General features: G+C 63.6%; 18 protein-coding genes and 2 pseudogenes. 8 read left to right on the top strand and 12 right to left on the bottom strand.

The genetic code is table 11. The features are described from left to right. Position 1: 1 nt before the first annotated feature. The 5 genes and pseudogenes from IB262_RS01970 to napE form a co-directional block, all read right to left on the bottom strand. Positions 2–457, bottom strand: coding sequence for a nitrate reductase cytochrome c-type subunit (locus tag IB262_RS01970; RefSeq protein WP_089043553.1), 456 nt, complete (start codon positions 455–457; stop codon positions 2–4). Between the two features lie 44 nt (positions 458–501). Beyond that, the gene (napA, locus tag IB262_RS01965; RefSeq protein ID WP_060516070.1) at positions 502–3,009 is read right to left on the bottom strand and encodes a periplasmic nitrate reductase subunit alpha; all 2,508 of its coding nucleotides are present in this window, start codon (positions 3,007–3,009) and stop codon (positions 502–504) included. Continuing rightward, positions 2,984–3,290, bottom strand: a pseudogene (locus IB262_RS01960) (chaperone NapD). The gene napA and the pseudogene IB262_RS01960 overlap by 26 nt, the downstream one beginning before the upstream one ends. Further along, positions 3,283–3,783 carry a ferredoxin-type protein NapF gene (gene napF / locus IB262_RS01955; protein WP_112975897.1) on the bottom strand — a complete coding sequence of 167 codons (501 nt, stop codon included), beginning with the start codon at positions 3,781–3,783 and terminating at the stop codon, positions 3,283–3,285. Before napF ends, IB262_RS01960 begins: the two are co-directional and overlap by 8 nt. A gap of 9 nt (positions 3,784–3,792) precedes the next feature. Beyond that, positions 3,793–3,981 (bottom strand): periplasmic nitrate reductase, NapE protein, encoded by a 189-nt coding sequence (gene napE / locus IB262_RS01950; protein ID WP_034793129.1) that lies wholly within the window; start codon positions 3,979–3,981, stop codon positions 3,793–3,795. 387 nt (positions 3,982–4,368) lie between these two features. Between napE and IB262_RS01945 the strand changes: the two genes are divergently transcribed. Beyond that, the gene (locus IB262_RS01945) at positions 4,369–4,743 is read left to right on the top strand and encodes a DUF4180 domain-containing protein (protein WP_034793127.1); all 375 of its coding nucleotides are present in this window, start codon (positions 4,369–4,371) and stop codon (positions 4,741–4,743) included. Between the two features lie 50 nt (positions 4,744–4,793). Beyond that, on the top strand, positions 4,794–5,201 hold the full coding sequence (locus tag IB262_RS01940; RefSeq protein WP_246802557.1) for a GNAT family N-acetyltransferase: 408 nt from the start codon (positions 4,794–4,796) through the stop codon (positions 5,199–5,201). Positions 5,202–5,413: 212 nt separating this feature from the next. Here the strand turns inward: IB262_RS01940 and IB262_RS01935 are convergent, their stop codons facing one another. Continuing rightward, positions 5,414–6,859 (bottom strand): MFS transporter, encoded by a 1,446-nt coding sequence (locus tag IB262_RS01935; protein ID WP_192493370.1) that lies wholly within the window; start codon positions 6,857–6,859, stop codon positions 5,414–5,416. A gap of 285 nt (positions 6,860–7,144) precedes the next feature. Here IB262_RS01935 and IB262_RS01930 point away from each other — a divergent pair, with 285 nt between their 5' ends. Further along, positions 7,145–8,035: a LysR family transcriptional regulator gene (locus IB262_RS01930; protein ID WP_112975921.1), complete on the top strand. Its 891-nt coding sequence runs from the start codon at positions 7,145–7,147 to the stop codon at positions 8,033–8,035. 156 nt (positions 8,036–8,191) lie between these two features. Next, positions 8,192–8,560, top strand: coding sequence for a VOC family protein (locus tag IB262_RS01925; RefSeq protein ID WP_192493369.1), 369 nt, complete (start codon positions 8,192–8,194; stop codon positions 8,558–8,560). 121 nt (positions 8,561–8,681) lie between these two features. Here IB262_RS01925 and IB262_RS01920 read toward each other — a convergent pair whose 3' ends face one another. Together IB262_RS01920 and IB262_RS35850 are read right to left on the bottom strand one after the other, a co-directional pair. After that, entirely contained in the window at positions 8,682–8,930 is a 249-nt protein-coding gene (locus tag IB262_RS01920; protein WP_192357113.1) for a cytoplasmic protein, read from the bottom strand. Positions 8,931–8,991: 61 nt separating this feature from the next. Further along, a pseudogene (locus IB262_RS35850) lies at positions 8,992–9,168 on the bottom strand (arsenical-resistance protein); the annotation flags it as partial. An 18-nt stretch (positions 9,169–9,186) separates the two neighbouring features. Between IB262_RS35850 and IB262_RS35845 the strand changes: the two are divergent. Beyond that, positions 9,187–9,327, top strand: coding sequence for a hypothetical protein (locus IB262_RS35845; protein ID WP_246802556.1), 141 nt, complete (start codon positions 9,187–9,189; stop codon positions 9,325–9,327). A gap of 28 nt (positions 9,328–9,355) precedes the next feature. Here IB262_RS35845 and IB262_RS01910 read toward each other — a convergent pair whose 3' ends face one another. Together IB262_RS01910 and IB262_RS01905 are read right to left on the bottom strand one after the other, a co-directional pair. Next, a complete protein-coding gene (locus tag IB262_RS01910) occupies positions 9,356–11,665 on the bottom strand; it encodes a rhodanese-like domain-containing protein (RefSeq protein ID WP_112975900.1) in 2,310 nt (769 codons plus the stop codon). A gap of 124 nt (positions 11,666–11,789) precedes the next feature. Beyond that, on the bottom strand, positions 11,790–13,526 hold the full coding sequence (locus IB262_RS01905; RefSeq protein WP_192493368.1) for an adenylate/guanylate cyclase domain-containing protein: 1,737 nt from the start codon (positions 13,524–13,526) through the stop codon (positions 11,790–11,792). A 246-nt stretch (positions 13,527–13,772) separates the two neighbouring features. Here IB262_RS01905 and IB262_RS01900 point away from each other — a divergent pair, with 246 nt between their 5' ends. Together IB262_RS01900 and IB262_RS01895 are read left to right on the top strand one after the other, a co-directional pair. Further along, on the top strand, positions 13,773–14,696 hold the full coding sequence (locus tag IB262_RS01900; protein ID WP_034793110.1) for a bifunctional helix-turn-helix transcriptional regulator/GNAT family N-acetyltransferase: 924 nt from the start codon (positions 13,773–13,775) through the stop codon (positions 14,694–14,696). Positions 14,697–14,944: 248 nt separating this feature from the next. Further along, complete coding sequence (locus IB262_RS01895) at positions 14,945–15,301, top strand: response regulator (protein ID WP_090294177.1); 357 nt, start codon at positions 14,945–14,947, stop codon at positions 15,299–15,301. 120 nt (positions 15,302–15,421) lie between these two features. Here the strand turns inward: IB262_RS01895 and IB262_RS01890 are convergent, their stop codons facing one another. Continuing rightward, positions 15,422–16,030: a histidine phosphatase family protein gene (locus IB262_RS01890; RefSeq protein WP_112975901.1), complete on the bottom strand. Its 609-nt coding sequence runs from the start codon at positions 16,028–16,030 to the stop codon at positions 15,422–15,424. A 260-nt stretch (positions 16,031–16,290) separates the two neighbouring features. Between IB262_RS01890 and IB262_RS01885 the strand changes: the two genes are divergently transcribed. After that, the gene (locus IB262_RS01885) at positions 16,291–16,521 is read left to right on the top strand and encodes a hypothetical protein (protein WP_060583220.1); all 231 of its coding nucleotides are present in this window, start codon (positions 16,291–16,293) and stop codon (positions 16,519–16,521) included. Positions 16,522–16,682: 161 nt separating this feature from the next. Here the strand turns inward: IB262_RS01885 and IB262_RS01880 are convergent, their stop codons facing one another. Further along, positions 16,683–17,378: an SOS response-associated peptidase gene (locus tag IB262_RS01880; protein WP_192493367.1), complete on the bottom strand. Its 696-nt coding sequence runs from the start codon at positions 17,376–17,378 to the stop codon at positions 16,683–16,685. Positions 17,379–17,380: the final 2 nt, after the last annotated feature.

The raw sequence follows: 17,380 nt of genomic DNA, 5'->3' as shown, positions 1-17,380 counted from the left end.
GTCACTCGCTTCCGGCCGGCTTGAAGCCCAGTTCGCTCATGTCCTTGAAATTGCTCGGCACCAGCGGGCTGGTATCGGCCTGCGGCACGTGGCAGGCGGTGCAGAAGTAACGCCGGGGCGAAACGTCGGCGATCATCTGCCCATCGCGCGTCATGTAGTGGGTGACGCTGATCATCGGCGCACCCGAATCCTGCGTGAACTCGCGCTTGTGACAGGACAGGCATCGGTTGGCATTGACCGAAAGCTCATAGCCCTCGATCGAATGCGGAATGACCGGAGGCTGGTCGGGATAGGCGCGCATCTTGCGCTTGTCATCGACCACCCATTTCGGCAGCGGTGCCGCCGCTTCCGTCGCCATCTGCGGCGTCGGCCCTTCGAGCTGCGGCACCAGTTTTTCCGCCACTTGGGCGACGGCCGCCGTCGTGACGAACATCAGAAGGCCAGCCGCAAGGGCCATCCATGCGGGCCGTTTGGCAACGGCCCGAACCAGCCGTGACCACCCTAGAGGGTGACGGGAAGAATCTTGACCGCGCATTTTTTGAAATCCGTCTGTTTGGAGATGGGATCGGTGGCGTCGAGCGTAACCTTGTTGATCAGCTGGCTGGCGTCGAACCAGGGAACGAAGACGACGCCGGGCGGCATGCGGTTGCGGCCGCGGATGTCGACGCGCGAGCGGATCTCGCCGCGGCGCGAGACGATGCGCACTTCCATGCCCTGGTTGATGCCGCGCTTGCGGGCATCCTCCGCGTTCATGAAGACGCGCGCGCCCGGAAACGCCTTGTAGAGTTCCGGCACCCGCATGGTCATCGAGCCCGAGTGCCAGTGTTCCAGCACGCGGCCGGTCACCAGCCAGGTATCGTATTCGTCGTCGGGGGATTCGGCCGGCGGCTCGTAGGGCACCGCAAGGATGATCGCCTTGCCGTCCTTGTTGCCATAGAACTTCACGCCCTCGCCCGGCTTCACATAGGGGTCGAAGCCCTCGCGGTAGCGCCAGCGCGTCTCCTGGCCGTTGACCACAGGCCAGCGCAGCCCGCGCACCTCGTGATAGGTGTCGTAGGGCGCCAGATCATGACCATGGCCGCGTCCGAAAGTGGCATATTCCTCGAACAGCCCCTTCTGGATGTAAAAGCCGAAATCCTTGGCTTCGTTGTTGTCGTATTCGGCACTGACATCGGTCAGCGGGAAACGATCGACTTCGCCGTTCTTGAACAGAACCTCGAACAGCGTCTTGCCGCGATATTCGGGGCTGGCGTCGAGGATCTCCTTCGGCCACACCTCGTCGGTGGTGAAGCGCTTGGAAAACTCCACCATCTGCCAGAGGTCCGAGCGCGCTTCGCCGCCCGCTTGCACCAGCTGGTGCCAGACATGGGTGCGCCGCTCGGCATTGCCGTAGGCCCCTTCCTTCTCCACCCACATGGCGGCGGGCAGGATCAGGTCGGCGCTCATCGCCGTGATCGTCGGATAGGCATCGGAAACGACGATGAAATTGTCCGGGTTGCGATAGCCCTGCCAGGTCTCGTTGGCGGTGTTCGGCCCCGCCTGGACGTTGTTGTTGACCTGCACCCAGTAGAAATTGAGTTTGCCGTCCTTCAGCATCCGGTCCTGCTGCACGGCGTGGTAGCCGGGCTTTTCCGGAATGATACCGTGCGGAATGCGCCAGATTTCTTCGGCGTGCTTGCGGTGCTCGGGATTGGTCACCACCATGTCGGCAGGCAGGCGATGGGCGAAGGTGCCGACCTCGCGCGCCGTGCCGCAGGCAGACGGCTGCCCGGTCAGCGAGAACGGGCTGTTGCCGGGCTCGGAGATCTTTCCGGTCAGAAGATGCAGATTGTAGACCATCTGGTTGGCCCACACACCGCGCACATGCTGGTTGAAGCCCATGGTCCAGAGCGACATGACCTTGCGGCTCGGGTCGGCATAAAGCTCGGCCAGCTGCTCCAGGAACTCCGGATCGACGCCGGTCATCTCGGCGGTCTTCTTCAGCGTATATTCGGAAACGAACTCCTTGAACGCCTCGAAATCCATCGGCTCAGTCTTGCCGGGGTCCTTGGAGTTGGCGGCATTCACCTCGACCGGGTTGTCGGGCCGGAGACCATAGCCGATGTCGGTGACCCCGCGAGCAAACTTCGTGTGCTTGTTGACGAAGTCCTCGTTGACCTTGCCGGTCGTGATGATGTGGTTGGCGATGTAGTTGAGGATGACGAGGTCGGTGCCTGGCTTGAAGACGATCGGGATATCGGCCAGGTCCATGCTGCGATGGGTGAAGGTCGAAAGTACCGCGACGCGCACATGCGGCTGGCCGAGACGCCGGTCGGCGACTCGGGTCCAGAGGATCGGGTGCATCTCCGCCATGTTCGAGCCCCAGAGCACGAAGGCATCGGCGTTCTCGAAGTCGTCGTAGCAGCCCATCGGCTCGTCCATGCCGAAGGTGCGCATGAAGGCGACGGCGGCGGACGCCATGCAGTGGCGGGCATTGGGATCGAGATTGTTGGAGCGGAAACCCGCCCGCATCAGCTTGGTCGCAGCATAGCCCTCGAAGATCGTCCATTGACCGGAGCCGAACATGCCGACGGCCGTCGGGCCTTTCTCCTTCAGCACCTTCTTTGCCTGCTCGGCCATGACGTTGAAGGCCTCGTCCCAGCTGACGGGCTCGAACTCGCCGTCCTTGGCGTAAGTGCCGCCGCGCTTCCTCAAGAGCGGCGTCGTCAGGCGGTCGTTGCCGTACATGATCTTGGAAAGGAAATAGCCCTTGATGCAGTTGAGACCGCGGTTGACCTCGGCCTGCATGTCGCCGTGGGTGGCGACAACCTGGCCTTCCTTCACGCCCACCATCACGCCGCAGCCCGTGCCGCAGAAGCGACACGGCGCCTTGGACCACTTGATTTCCAGCGCGTTGACGCCGCCCGGCACCGGCTGTGCGGCGGCAGGCAGCGCAATGCCGGCCGTGGCGGCGGCGATGCCGGCCGCATGGGCCTTCAGAATGTCACGCCGCGTCAGTTCTCCGCTCATGGCTCCTGCCCTTCCTCTTCCATTTCCACATGCTCGAAAACCATGTTGGCCGAGATCACCCCGTCGAGCAGCGAGATCTGTGTCAGCCGTTCGCCGAGCGCGCCCGTGCTTCTGCCTTCGATGACGACGACGATCTTGCCGCCGCCATGGCCATGGATTTCGACGTTTTCCATTCCCGCGAGCGTCGCCAGGATCGCTTCGGTGCTCTGCGGCATCGTGGCGACCACGGCGCTCGAAATGTGATAGGGCGTACCCGCCTTTGCCGCTGCGGCCTCAGACATGCGCCACCTCCACTTCCAATGCCTTCACTGCAATCGCACTCACCGGGCAGCCACTGAGGCAGGCGCCGCAGCCGGTGCATCGGTCTTCGTTGATCTCAGGCAGAAACGGCCCGCCGATACGCGGGCGAAAACGGATCGCCTGCTCCGGGCAGCTTTCACCGCAGGACTGGCAGGCAATGTATCGGCGCGCGAGACAGGTATCGGTGACCGCGGCGACATGCGGGAAACGGCGCACGGCCTTCTCGGTGAATACCGGCTCGGGACAGGCTTCCTCGCAGGCACCACAGAAGGTGCATTCGCCGCCCGAAAAGTCGACGAAGGGAAGACCGTCAGAAAGACGGATTATGGCGGTGGGACATCGCTCCGCACAGGCGCCGCAACCGGTGCAGGCGGCAAGGCTGAGCTCCGAAACACCCGGCGGGCGGATGCGGACGGGCTTTGCGGCAGTGCGGCCGGTAAAAAGTTCACGACGTGAGAGAGGTTCGACCTTCATGGCTCGACCTCAATGCCCGGGCGGGCCCGGCGGGCCAAAGATGATCTGCAGCATCCAGACGAGGAAACCATAGCCGCCGACGATACCAACGGCGACGATCGGCCAGATGCCGAAGGCGAGCACGAAGAAGGTAATCAGCTCCGCGCGTCGCGAGCGCGGCGGCTTTTCGATCGGCTGTGCCTGAACGACTTCCGGCATTCCTGCGTCCCCCAACACAATCCAAGGTAAGATGCGCCACCGGAAATAAAAATCAATCCCGTGACCGGCCGATGACAGCTTTTCACCGTGCCTCAGAGTAAATGCCGAACAGAAGGGGTCATTGATCTGTGTCAAATTGACAGAAAACTGGTACCGGAATTCCCGAGAAATTCTCACGCGTCGTTCCGGCATAACTTGCGGACGCCAATCAGTTTTTGCGAATATCGATATATTTCTAGAAATACATCGCCTCATGCCCGCTCGGTCGAACCAGCCGGACATGCGGATACGGGAGCAAACTGCCGGCGGCGAACGCAACCTGCCCCGACCGCAGAACCCGAGGCAACAGCCTTGCAACCCTGGGCTTTGCAGCCTACTTCTTGGCGCATGACACAGCTGATCGAAATCGGAACCGCGCGCGTGCTGCAATGCGCTGTCGATGGCCCCCTGCTTGCGGCACCGGGCGACGCCAATGATTTTCTTGGCGACGGCTGGGCGCATGAGGCCGACTTGCTGGCAGTCCCGGTCGAACGGCTGGGTCCCCATTTCCTCGATCTTTCGACCCGCGTCGCCGGCGAGGTGTTCCAGAAATTCGTCAACTACCGCATGCGGCTCGCCATCGTCGGCGATATCAGCACCAGGCTCGAAGCCAGCAAGGCGCTGACCGATTTCGTGCGCGAAACGAACAAGGGTGATTCGATCTGGTTCGTGCCGGATTTCGAAACGCTTCGCGCCCGGCTCGAGCGTTTGCCGACCGCCTGAACGCGGTAGTGTCTGACGATCAGTGCGGATCGATGGGGAAACCTCTGACAATGCGCCCATCCGCAGCGAACACTGGAAATCGCCCCGCGGTCACGCTGACGACCGATCGACTCGCGCTGCGCCCGACAACGCCCGCCGATGCGCAGCGCGCCTTTGAGATCCAGTCGGATTGGGACGTCACGCGCATGCTACGCATGGCGCAGTTTCCACCCGATCCCGACGACATGACCGGCTGGTTCGGTGAGCACCGGCAGGAATGGATCGCCGGCACGGCCTTTCGATTTGCCATCGAGCGCAGAGGCCGCATGATCGGCCTGGTCGATCTCGACGAGATCGACGGCGAAGAAGGCGAACTCGGCTACTGGCTGGAGAAGCCAAGCTGGGGCCAGGGCTATGCCTTCGAGGCCGCGCAGGCGGTGGTGTCCTTCGCCTTCGAGCAGCTCGGCTCGCGAGGCTGAAAACAGGCCACGCGGCCGACAATCCGGCCTCCGGCAAGGTGCTGCTCAAGCTCGGCTTTCGCCCGCAACAGGCCATGCGGAAGGCCTCCCGCTCGAGGGGCGAAGAGATCCTCCACCAGAGCTACAGCCTCGCGTCCGAGGCGTGGCGCAATCGGTCGGGTGCCGATCGCTGAGCGGCGCCGCGTCGGCCCCGCCCGTCTCTTGCGGGATCATCACTCTCCAGCTGGCTCCGCGGCGACGGCCCGTTGTGCGCGCCTGAACGCCCTGCCCGCAACGGCGATCGCCAGCGCGGTCACGGTCAACAGCCCAGCCACCGCAAAGGTCACCTGCATGCCCCTGGCGACCAAGGCTGGCGCCGCCCCGGCCATGTCGCCTGCCGCCACGGCTGAGGCAAAGACCGCGCCCATGACCGATGCGCCGGTGACGAGGCCGAGATTGCGCGAAAGGTTGAGCAGGCCGGAAACGACGCCGCGCCGGTCCGCGCTCACCTCCGCCATGACCGCCGTGTTGTTGGCCGCCTGGAACAGCTGGTAGCCGGGCGTCAAAAGCGCGATCGCCGCGACATAACCGGCAACGCCAAAAAGCCCCGGCAGCAGCACAAGCGCCGCGCAGCCCGCAACCATCGCGGCAAGACCGATCGTGACTACGAAGCCCGCGCCCAGGCGATCGACGATACGGCCGGCGACCACGCCACCGAAGGCCGAGATGACGGGACCGACCGACAGGACGAGCCCGACCATCGCCGCATCGAGCCCCAGCCCGCGCGACAGATAGAACGGCCCGACCACCAGCGTCGCCATCATCACGGTCGAGACCAGCGCATTGGTCGAAAGCCCGCGGCTGAAAACCGGATCACGCAACATCGCCGGCCGGATCAGCGGCGAGGCTACCTTGGTCTCGACCCGCAGGAACAGTGCAAGACCCAAAACGGCGGCCGAAAGCAGCGCGACATTGAGCATGCCAAAACTGCCGCGTCCCACCGTCATCGCCAATGCATAGGCGCCCAGCGAAAGCGCAAGCAGCAAGGTGCCGGCGACATCGAATCGTGAGCGCTCCCTGCCCTCAAGGCCTCGGTCTACCGGCAGATGCCGACGGGCGAGAAGGAAAGCGACGAGCCCCAACGGCACGTTGACGAGAAAGATCGCCCGCCAACCGGGCCCGGCAATCAGCGCGCCGCCAAGCGACGGCCCGAGCGCTGTGCCGATGGCCGACATGGTGCCGAGCAAGCCCATGGCGCTGCCGGTCTTCTCCTTCGCCACCGTCTCGCCGACAAACGCCATGGTCAGCGCCATCATCATCGCAGCCCCGATGCCCTGCATCGCTCGCGCCGCGACGAGCAGCGGGAAAGCGGGCGTCAGGCCGCAAAGCACCGAGGCTGCGATAAAGAGCGCGATGCCGGCAAGCAGAAGCCGCCGCCGGCCGACGATATCGCCAAGCCGCCCGACGCTGACGATCAGCGTGGTGATGGCAAGCAGATAGGCAAGCACCACCCATTGCACCGCCTGGAACGAGACACCAAAAGCGTCCGCCAGCGCCGGAAGCGCCACATTGGCGCTGCTGGTGCCAAGCGAGGAGAGCAGCATCGACAGCGACAGGCTGGTGAGCACGCAGCGAACCGAGGCCGTGGCGGGAGCGTTTGCAGTCTTCGTCGCGCTCATCGACCACCTCCCGCGCGCGAGGTTTCGCGCCGATCTTTTGCAGCACGGGAAATCGCGGGGAAACAAGGCGATAGCACGCTTTCATGATTCAAAATATGCGGCAACGACTTCCGATCAGACAGGGAAATCGGGGCGGGCATCAGTGGGCATGGGATCATCGGAAAACCCTCCAAGGTCGGTTCTCCGCAAAATTAGACCTCGGCTTCATGTGGCGGAAGACGCAGCATTTGCACTTCATTCGTGCGTTTGACGCCACATCATGAACCAGCTGTGTTATGGATGGGCATGACCAGACCGGATCTCAACCTGCTCGTGACCCTCGAGGTGCTGCTTGCGGAAGGCAGCGTCGCCCGCGCCGCAAGGCGGCTGCGGCTCAGCCCCTCGGCCATGAGCCGGGCGCTGGCAAGGCTGCGCGAGGCGACCGGCGATCCGCTGCTGGTGCGCGCCGGCCGCGGCCTCGTTCCAACGCCGAGGGCGCTGGAACTGCGCGATCGCATCGGCCCCATCGTCGAAGCGGCCGAAGCCTGCCTTCGCCCGGCCGAGAGCCTGGACCTGAAGACGCTTTCCCGCACCTTCACGCTCAGGAACCGCGAGGGTTTCGTCGAAAACTTCGGCGCTGCACTGATTGCCCGTGTCGAGCGAGAGGCGCCCGGCGTGCGTCTGCGCTTCGTGCAGAAGCTCGACCGGGAAAGCAGCCCGCTTCGCGAAGGAACCGTCGATCTCGAAACTGCCGTTGTCGGCGACATGACGGGCCCGGAGCTTCGCGCCCAAGCCCTCTTCCACGACCGTTTCGTCGCCGTGGTCCGCCCGGGCCATCCGCTGACATCAGGCGAAGTGACGCCCGCCCGCTACGCCGAAGGCCACCACATCCATGTCTCGCGCCGCGGCAACGACGTCGGCCCGATCGACACTGCCCTCGAGGCCCTCGGCCTTAGCCGCAAGATCACCGCTTCCGTCGGCAGCTTCTCCGAGGCCCTGGCGCTTGTCCGCGCCACCGACCTCGTCGCCAGCGTGCCCGAGCGCTACACCGGAAGCCTGCGCGAAAACCTCGTCACCTTCCCCCTGCCCGTCGCCCTGCCCGAAATCACCATTTCGTTGCTCTGGCACCCCCGCCTCGACGCCGACCCGGCGCACCGCTGGTTGCGGGCCTGCGTGCGGGAGGTCTGCGCCGTGTGACGCGCCGCGCGGCAAGAGGCTAGGCCCCGAGCGCATACCGATGCGCCCCCAAGGACCTACGGTTGCCTGCAACAGGCCATCGGGGTATCAGCCCAATCCCGGCCGCAAATGCGCCGCCTCGCCAGCGCACGTCAAACCCGCACACAGGAGAACGCGATGTTCGACCACGTCAAATTCGGTGTCCGCGACTATGCGGCAAGCCTCGACTTCTACCTGAAGGCGCTCGAACCGCTCGGCGTTTCGGTGGTCGATCACGGCTCGCATGGCGTGGAGATGAGCACGGACGGCAAGTCGTCGCTGTGCCTCTACCAGACCGAGGAAACGCCGGCGCACCTTCACCTCGCCTTCATGGCCACGACCCGTGAGCAGGTCGACGCCTTCTACAGCGCAGCCCTTGCGGCCGGCGGCAGGGACAACGGCGCGCCGGGCCTGCGCCCGCGCTACCACGCCAACTATTACGCCGCCTTCGTTTTCGATCCGGATGGCCACAACATCGAGGCTGTCTGCCACGAGCCTGAGGCCTGATCCGACCAAGATCGCGGCAAGGAGCCGCCATCGATGCCCGGCAAACGAGCTGGGCCTTGATGGCGACAGGCTGAAGTCTACGTCGCGTTGCGCCCCCGCTCCAGGGCGGACGGCGCGACGCTCAAAACCAATAGCGTCTCATCCGCGCCAGGAATTCGACCGTCGTCACGGGAAAGCCTGAGCCACTGCCGATGACGGAATCGATGCCGCAACCGGGACAGATCGCCGTTGTGTCATCGTCGATCCATTCGTTTATCTCGGCCGCCGGAAAGATCTCGCAACAATAGAAGCATCCGCAGGACGGGCTCGCTTCGATTTCCGCTCGATGGTTGGCGCTATGCTTGTGCGCCTGGATGACGATTTCGTCCATCCGTCATCATCGGCGCATGTATCAAGGGTTGTCCAGCGAGCGCGACACGCGCCTCCATCGCTCATGCGCCTTTCGAGACGGAATTCCGGGCCACCGCCGGCGCTACCTCGTACCAGTCCCTGGACCTGTTCACGATCCAGACGACCGACAGCATCACCGGTACCTCGATGAGCACCCCGACGACGGTCGCGAGCGCGGCGGCCGACTGGATGCCGAACAGGCTGATGGCGGCGGCAACGGGCGGAGGAGCCAGCCGATGAACAACCATGCCTGCAGGGCCATCGAGAATGGCTTGATCGCCCAGTTGATGAAGAGCGTCACGCCGATGCCGCGCCAGTGGCACCCCAGCTTGCACAGCGAGCGGAAGTCGATCTTCATCAGCATCGGGCCACGGTAGCAATGGATCGCGGACATCCCTGCCCGAACTACTTGCCGACCTCGATCACGAGCGGGTAGCCCTCGTCATCCCACTCCAGAAATCCGCCGGCGAAATAGTAGACGCGGGTGTAGCCCCAGGCGATCGCCTTGGCGGACGCATAGGCGGCATGGGTGCAGTTTCGGCCCTGACAATAGAAAGCGACCTCGTCTGCCTTTCCCACCACCTTGGCGAGGCTTTCCTTCGATAGCGCGGTCAGCAGCGACAGATTGACGGCCTTGGGGAGATGGCCAATGTCATAGGTGAGCGGCGCCCGCACATCGATGAAGGTGACGCCGCGCGCAAGCAGCGCTTTCACTTCCGCAACGTCGACCTTTATCGTTCGCTCGACGCTGAGCTCGCCCTTCGTCAGCGAAATGAACTTGGCATAGTCGTCGAAGGCAAGGTCCGTGCCGGCCCCTTCCGGCAATCCGGCCTTGCGAAGTCCCTCCTGCAGCCGCGCGATATAGGGCTGGTGGTAGCTGAAGGCGCTGCCATACCAGTCATAGGCGCTTTCCTGGACGGTGAGCGGATCTCCCAGCGAGGACGCCGCCAGCTTGTTGTACTGGTCGACCAGCCTCTGAATGTCGCCCGTGCGGCCGAGATGTCCATAGCTCGAAGTCAGCGTGGCGTAATCCCCCAAGAGTTCGGAGCTTTTCTCGAGCACCCGCTCGTAGGTGGCGGCGGCCTCGTCGTATTTGCCTTGAGAAAACAGCGAGACGGCGAGCATGCGCAGCGTTGCCCGCGTCGGGTGAGGATCGAACCGCATCGCCAGGCGCGCCTCCTGTTCCGCCTCGGTCGCGCGTCCTGTCGCGTTGAGGATCCGCGCCATGCCGACATGGTTGTCGGGATCGTTGGGCGCAAGCGTCATCGCTCGGTCGATGGCGGCGAAGGCTTCGTCGTAACGCCCCTGCTGCGCAAGCACCTGCGCCGAGACGGCATAGGCAAGCGGCGTCGGCCTCTCCATCGCCTTTGCGAGATTTCTGGCGAGGTTCCTGGACGCGGCCTCCCTGCGGGAATAATCCCAGGAGAGGATGCTCGCCCGCCAGTTTGCCGCCGCCAGCGACGCGTAGGCGCGGCTATAGTGCGGGTCGAGCACGATCGCCTTCTGGAAAAATGCGGAAGCTGCGACCGTTTCCGCTTCGCTGTCGCGGCGAAGATGCTCCCAGCCGCGCAACAGGGTATCGTAGGCCTTCGGGTTCGTCGTTTCCGGCACCGCCGCCACGTTCTTTTCGGCACTCGTCAGCTTCACGGAGAGCGTCGAGACGATCTGTCCGATCACCTTGTCCTGCAGCCCGAACACGCCGCTCATTTCCCCATCATAGCGCTCGGCCCACAGGTGGTGCCCGTCGATCGCGTCGATCAATTGGGCATTGACCCGAACCTGGTTTCCCTCCCGACGGACGCTGCCCTCAAGGATATAGTGGACGCCCAGTTCCGCCCCCACCTGCTGCGCCTTGGTGGGCTTGCCCTTGTAGGCAAAGGTCGAGTTGCGCGCGATGACGAAGATGCCCGACAGTTTCGACAGTTCGGTGATCAGGTCGTCGGTCATGCCGTCGGCGAAGTAGCTTTGCGCTGAATCGGAGCTGAGATTTTCGAAAGGCAGCACCGCGATCGAGGGCGTCTGCGGCAGCGGCAAGGCGCTCCGCGCAACGGACGCGGGCTCGACGCTCTCGCGCCTCTGCACCAGCCACGTCGCGGCAAGGCCGGTCGCAACGATCACGGCCAGCGCAGCCGCAATGCGCCAGCCGCGAAGGGTCTCGAAGGTGAAGCGCCGACTCTTGAGATCTCCGTCGAACTGCACCCGGTAGACGCGGACGGGCCGCTGGATGTTCTTCACGTGATGCTCGCCAATGAACTCCAGCGGCAGTTCGAACTTGCCCTGCAGGTGGTCGAAGGCGGTACCGGAGACGAACAGGCCCCCTGGCTCGCACATCTGCTCGAGGCGGGCTGCGACGTTGACGCCGTCGCCGAGCAGATCATCCCCCTCGACGACGACATCGCCGAGGTTGATGCCCATGCGCAGCAGCAGCCGATGCTCGCGCGGGATATCCGCCTGGCGCGCCGCAACCCTGTTTTGCGACGCGACCGCACAGGCGACGGCATCGACGACGGAGCCGAATTCGACGATCGCACCGTCGCCCATCAGTTTGACGATGCGACCGTGGTAGTCCTGCATGAGGGGATCGAAGATGTCGCAACGCCACGCCTTGATGGCTGCGAGCGTACGGGCCTCGTCGGCCTCCATCAGCCGCGAGTAGCCGACAACGTCGACGGCAAGAATGGCCACCAGCCGCCGTTCTGCGCGAACTGCTTCCATAGCCACCTCTCCCGACGGTGCAGCAGGCTCCGCAATTGCGTTGTCAGGGGCGGAAACGCATCCTCCTCGCCTCCGGATCCGTGCTTGCGTCCACGCGCAGGCCTTGAGCGCGCGGGCCCGCTTTTCATCCCGCCCCCGCCTTCACCAGCCCCTCGCGCAGATGCTGCAGGTCCTCCTCCTGCGCATAGTGCATGGTCGCCAGAAAGGTCTCGATCTCGAAGCTCGGCGCCAGCGCCTTGACCTTGCCGATATGCGCGCCCGCCGCAATCGCATCACCGCGCCAGCCGTGGCAGGCGGCGACGAAGGCGTGCTGGGTCTCGTCCATCGAGGTCAGGTGCATGAAGGCCTCGATCGCCTCGCCATATCGGCGCGCGGCGAAATGCGCCTTGCCGAGGTGGCTCCAGAAGCGTTCCGGGTGGTGCGGGTTGAGGCGCATCGCCTTCAGGATCCATTCCGCTCCCTCCTCCGGCCGGCCGAGCCAGGTCAAGAGTTCGCCCTGCTGCACCACGACGAGGTCGTAATTGGGGTTGAGGAACAGCGCCCGCTCCTGGTGATAGCGCGCCGTCGTCAGTTCGTTGGTGTTGACGTTGACGGCGGCAAGGATGCGATGCACGTCGGCGTCGTTGTCGTCGAGCGCAAGCGCCCGTTCGAGCTCGGCATTGACCTCGGCCCAGGTCGCCTCCTTGTCGGCACACCAGCCGTAGACCCAGGATTGCCCGAGGATGCAGGCCCGCCAGGCATGCGCGTGGGCATAGCCGGGATCGAGCGAAACGGCACGGTCGATCAACGCCTGCGCCTGCCTGTTGTCGTCGGCACTGCTGCGGTGATGCAGCACCTTGGCGGCAAGCGCACATTCGTAGGCCGCCATGTTGGCCGGCTTGGTGCGCGAAAGCTGGTCGCGCTGGGCTGCCTCCAGCCGACCGGGCACGGTCGCGGCGATCGCCGCCGTCACCTCGTCCTGAATGGCGAAGATGTCATCGAGCTGCCGGTCGTATTTGTCGGCCCAGATGTGTGCGTCGTTGACCGCGTCGATCAACTGGACGGTGACGCGCACCCGCTCGCCGATCTTGCGCACGCTGCCTTCCACCAGATATTGCGCCCCGAGGCTGGCAGCCACCTCGCGCACGTTGACCGACTGGTTCTTGTAGACGAAGGAGGAGTTGCGCGAGATGACGAAGAGCTCATGCCTTCGCGAAAGCTCGGTAATGATGTCCTCGGTCAGCCCGTCGGCGAAGAACTCCTGGTCGGGATCGCCGCTCATATTGTCGAAGGGCAAGACGACGATCGTCGGTTTGCAGACGCCCTTTTTCGCTTCGCTCCCCCCCGTCGAGGCCGGAAGGTCCAGCCCCTCGAGACCGACGCGGTAGAGGCGCACCGGCCGGCTGATGTTCTTCAGCGTCTTCTCTCCGAGATCTTCGATCGGCAATTCCAGTCGGTCGGCCACTTGTGTCGCCACTGCTGCTGTCACGCAGATGCCGCCGACCTCGGCCAGCTGCTCGGCGCGCGCGGCAATGTTGACGCCGTCGCCGAAGATGTCGTCGTCCTCGAAGATGATGTCGCCGAGATTGATGCCGATGCGGAATTCGATCCGCCGGTCCTCCAGCACATCGGAGTTCCGCCTCTTCATGCGCTGCTGGATCTCGACCGCGCATTTGACCGCATCGGTCACGCTCTGAAATTCCACCAGCAGCCCGTCGCCGGTGGTCTTGATCAGCCGCCCCTTGTTTTTGGCGATCGCGGGATCGATGAGCTCGATGCGGTGGGTGCGGAGCCGCGCAAGCGTGCCCGCTTCGTCGGCCTCCATCAGCCTGGAGTAGCCGGCCATATCGGCCGCCAGCACTGCGGCTAATCTCTGCTCCATGGGCTTGCCAAACACGTTGAAAAGCGGCCCGTTCCGGACTTCCGGACCTAAGAGATATCCGATCCGATATTATCGCAGCCTGAAACGATCTCCTACCTAAATTAGCAAATGCAAAAACCAAAAGGGGGCGCACATGCGCCGGCGCTCGGCAGCGGGCGGTCCCGCAGGCCTTGGCGCATTCCTGCTTGACAATGCTTGCCTTAGGCAACTAATTATCTGATCAAGGCAAACTCATGAAGGCATCCCATGTCTCCGCAGCAAATCGATGACCGCGCCCAGACGGTGCGGCACTTCAACCGCTTTTACACCCGACTGATGGGCCTGCTGCACGAGCATCTGCTCGCCAGCGCCTTCTCGCTGACCGAAGTCCGCATTCTCTATGAGTTGGCGCATCGCTCCGGTCTGACGGCGAGCGACCTCTGCCGCGAACTCGGCCTCGATGCGGGATATCTCAGCCGCGTCATTACCGGCTTCGAGAAGAAGGGGCTGATCGAAAAGACCCGTTCGCCGGCCGACGGCCGGGTCACGCAACTCGAGCTGACGGACGCGGGGCGCGTGATCTTCCAGCCCCTGGAGGATGCATCACAGCGCGAAGTCGTCGCCATGCTGGAAAAGCTTTCGGTGCCGGAACAGAAGCAGCTGGTGGGCGCCATGGGCGAGATCGAAAGCCTGCTTGCCGAGGAGCGCACGCCGGGCTTCATCCTGCGCGATCCGCAGCCGGGCGACATGGGCTGGGTGATCCACCGGCAGGGCGCGCTCTATGCGCAGGAATATGGCTGGACCACCGCGTTCGAAGCGCTGGTCGCCGAGATCGTCGTCAAATACATGCACGACTACGATCCGAAGTCGGATCGATGCTGGATCGCCGAAAAAGACGGCAAGGTCGTCGGCTCGGTATTTCTCGTCCGCCACGATGAAACGACGGCGAAGCTGCGCCTGCTCTATGTCGAGCCCACCGCCCGGGGCCTCGGCATCGGCCGTCGGCTGGTCGAGGAATGCATGCGCCACGCCCGCCTTCTGGGCTACCACCGCATGATCCTGTGGACCAATGCCGGCCTCGACGCCGCCCGCCACATCTACGAGAAGGCCGGCTTCGCGCTGATCGAGGAAGAACAACACCACAGCTTCGGCAAGGATCTCACCGGCCAGATTTTCGCGCGGGACCTGTAGGAACGGCAGGCACGCCATCCGCTTGAAGATCGAGAAGGCCATTAAGAGGCGTCTTCTGCTGGCCTTGCAGGAAAGCGGCGGTCCGTCGGTCACGCCCCCGACGACGGCGGGCTTCGGCACCAGGCTTATCGAATTCTCCGTGAGAAGCGAATTGGGCGCGCGCGTGGAACTGAACTATGCACCAAAGGGTTTGGCAGTAGAGATCGCTACGCCCCTGTCACCGGTCTCCAAAGACAGAGACTGGTTTTATGTCCAAGTCCGTGCTTCTCGTCGAGGATGAGTTCCTGATCGCCATGGACCTCGAGCTGCTGCTGGAAAGGCACGGCTGGCATGTCTTGGGACCCGCCGCGACGGTAAAGCAGGCCCTGCAGCTCTTGCGAAGCGCCGAGCCGGCGGTGGCCATTCTGGACGTTACCCTGAAAGACGGCACCGTGACGCCGGTGGCGGAGGCGCTGCGGGCGCAGAGCGTGCCCTTCGTGCTTGCCAGCGCCTATGAAAAGCCGGAGCAGGTCGGCGGAGAGGTTCTGGCGGGGGCAGTCAATGTCGGCAAGCCGGCGGATACGCGGGCGTTGCTGAGCGCTCTGGAGCAGGTGATGCAAACGTGATGCTTGCGCAGTCCGCGCCTGCCTTTGGCTGATAGCCCTCCAACCGCGAAGAAACGTCGATCCACGGCGGCGGCCACTGGAAAGGCCCGGGAGCCGACACGAGGTGCCGCGCTAGTGTTTTCACTCGGTAGCGGACGCCAGTTGCCGGCCGGTCGATACGCCGGTGACGAGGCTGAACGCCCCATCGCCGAGACGATAAAATCCATCCTGCGGCACCGGCAACTCCAGCATTTCCCGCCTGGAGAGGCCGGCATAGACGCCGCGCAGCAACCGGCCGAACAGCCCATGGGAAATCGCGACCGTCGGCCGCCGGATATCCGCAAGCCAGCTTTCCGCCCGCGCACAGGCGGCATCGAAACTCTCCCCATCCGGCGAACGGAAATACCAGTCGAAGACATCGGAACCATCGAGTTTGCCCGGATACTCCATGTCGATCTCGAACTTGGTCATGCCATCCCAGCAGCCGACCGAAACCTCCATCAACCGCGCATCCTCGCGGCTCGCAAGCGGCAGCACCCGCTGCACCCTTTCGGCGGTTTCGCGGGTCCGTCCGAGCGGGCTGACATGCATCTCGAACGACGGCACCTCATCACCAATCTCGGCGCGAAGGAGGTTGGCGACAGCATCTGCCTGCTCGGCGCCAAGCCTCGTCAGCGGCGAATCCAGCTGCCCCTGGAACCGACCGAGCGTGTTCCAGACGGTTTCGCCATGGCGGAGAAGATAGATCAAGAGATGGCCTTTCCATGAGCCTGTGGCTGGCGCAGGCAGCTAGATCAGGTCGCCAAGACAATGTCGAGCACTGAGCTTGCGCTCCCGTCAGGCGATACGACGCTTTTCCAGGCCACCCCTCTCGCACAACACAAAGGATCGTGTTCAGTTTCAGCCGCAATCAAGGAAGGCATCGATGTCGCAACGGTACATATGGACGTTAGCTGCTCACATTGGGCGCAAGCTCCAGCGTGCCTCTTCCGGCGTCCGCTGAGCCGGAAATGGCGGCGAACTGTGCGCTTCTCCGCCATGAAGACGTCGCGGGTATCGCTGCTACGGTCTATCGATATGAGCGACAGATCCAAAAGGACTATAATGTCCGTGTCGAAATGTGGATTTCCAAGGAAACCGGGTTGCCGCTAAAATCCCATTTCAGGGCGCTGCCTCTCGATAACATCTCTGAGCGCCGTCTGACCTACACCTACGGCGATGACGTAAAGGCACCGATTTGAGACGGCAAAGCTGCAGCGGGAGGATCGTGAAGGTTGCCAAAACAATCGTTCACGATATCGCCTTTATCATCATCGCGTACATCGTGTTTCAGGTGGTTATGGCACTTGCGATCGTGCCTTCATTGCTTTGGGCTCAATGGACGAAGTGAAGCGCTTCCCCTTCAATCCACCGGATCCAAGATATCCGGCGTATCGTTCTTCGGCGAGCCGACCTTGCTGCCGATCTTCCACATCGTCATGAGCTCAGGCGAAAACGGCTTCATCAGGTCAGGGGCTTCCGGCTCCGGCGAAAGCCAGCGCTCGTAATCGTCGGGATGCAGGATGACAGGCATGCGGTCGTGGATGTCGGTCATCATCGCGTTGGCGTCGGTGGTGACGATCGCAAAGGTGCGTATATCCTCGTCGGTATCGGGGTTCCGCCAGCTCTCCCAGATGCCCGCAAGGCAGAACGGCTCGCCCGTTTTCATGGCGATTGCATAGGGCTGCTTGTCCTTGCCGGTCCCGTGAATGTCCTTCCATTCGAAGAAGCCGTCGATCGGCACCAGGCAGCGGCGGCGCTGATAGGACGAGCGGAATTTGCTGGCGATCGTGTCGGAACGCACGTTGACGAGCGGCCTGCCCGCTTTCGGGTCCTTGGTCCAGCTCGGGATCAGGCCCCAGCGGGCCGAGACGAAGACCGGACCGAAGAGATCGGGATCGCGGATCACGTCGCGGATGATGATCGGATAGGTGAGCGTCGGCGCTCCGTTATAGCGCGGAAACTGGTTGGCGATCGTCTCGACGCCGCCACGCTCAGCAAAGCCGAAGGCGCGCAGCAACCCCTCCAGATTGGTCTTCAGATAGACGCGTCCGCACATGG

The organism is Ensifer sp. ENS02 (assembly GCF_014851885.1).
GTDB classification, from domain to species: Bacteria; Pseudomonadota; Alphaproteobacteria; order Rhizobiales; family Rhizobiaceae; genus Ensifer; species Ensifer adhaerens.
This window is presented reverse-complemented; position numbering and strand designations above follow the sequence as displayed.

What these genes read in the sequence shown, in the direction of transcription:
- IB262_RS01970 (WP_089043553.1), bottom strand. Translation starts at nt 457, where the DNA reads ATGGCCCTTGCGGCTGGCCTTCTGATGTTCGTCACGACGGCGGCCGTC.
- napA (WP_060516070.1), bottom strand. Translation starts at nt 3,009, where the DNA reads ATGAGCGGAGAACTGACGCGGCGTGACATTCTGAAGGCCCATGCGGCC.
- napF (WP_112975897.1), bottom strand. Translation starts at nt 3,783, where the DNA reads ATGAAGGTCGAACCTCTCTCACGTCGTGAACTTTTTACCGGCCGCACT.
- napE (WP_034793129.1), bottom strand. Translation starts at nt 3,981, where the DNA reads ATGCCGGAAGTCGTTCAGGCACAGCCGATCGAAAAGCCGCCGCGCTCG.
- IB262_RS01945 (WP_034793127.1), top strand. Translation starts at nt 4,369, where the DNA reads ATGACACAGCTGATCGAAATCGGAACCGCGCGCGTGCTGCAATGCGCT.
- IB262_RS01940 (WP_246802557.1), top strand. Translation starts at nt 4,794, where the DNA reads ATGCGCCCATCCGCAGCGAACACTGGAAATCGCCCCGCGGTCACGCTG.
- IB262_RS01935 (WP_192493370.1), bottom strand. Translation starts at nt 6,859, where the DNA reads ATGAGCGCGACGAAGACTGCAAACGCTCCCGCCACGGCCTCGGTTCGC.
- IB262_RS01930 (WP_112975921.1), top strand. Translation starts at nt 7,145, where the DNA reads ATGACCAGACCGGATCTCAACCTGCTCGTGACCCTCGAGGTGCTGCTT.
- IB262_RS01925 (WP_192493369.1), top strand. Translation starts at nt 8,192, where the DNA reads ATGTTCGACCACGTCAAATTCGGTGTCCGCGACTATGCGGCAAGCCTC.
- IB262_RS01920 (WP_192357113.1), bottom strand. Translation starts at nt 8,930, where the DNA reads ATGGACGAAATCGTCATCCAGGCGCACAAGCATAGCGCCAACCATCGA.
- IB262_RS35845 (WP_246802556.1), top strand. Translation starts at nt 9,187, where the DNA reads ATGAACAACCATGCCTGCAGGGCCATCGAGAATGGCTTGATCGCCCAG.
- IB262_RS01910 (WP_112975900.1), bottom strand. Translation starts at nt 11,665, where the DNA reads ATGGAAGCAGTTCGCGCAGAACGGCGGCTGGTGGCCATTCTTGCCGTC.
- IB262_RS01905 (WP_192493368.1), bottom strand. Translation starts at nt 13,526, where the DNA reads ATGGAGCAGAGATTAGCCGCAGTGCTGGCGGCCGATATGGCCGGCTAC.
- IB262_RS01900 (WP_034793110.1), top strand. Translation starts at nt 13,773, where the DNA reads ATGTCTCCGCAGCAAATCGATGACCGCGCCCAGACGGTGCGGCACTTC.
- IB262_RS01895 (WP_090294177.1), top strand. Translation starts at nt 14,945, where the DNA reads ATGTCCAAGTCCGTGCTTCTCGTCGAGGATGAGTTCCTGATCGCCATG.
- IB262_RS01885 (WP_060583220.1), top strand. Translation starts at nt 16,291, where the DNA reads ATGGCGGCGAACTGTGCGCTTCTCCGCCATGAAGACGTCGCGGGTATC.
- IB262_RS01880 (WP_192493367.1), bottom strand. Translation starts at nt 17,378, where the DNA reads ATGTGCGGACGCGTCTATCTGAAGACCAATCTGGAGGGGTTGCTGCGC.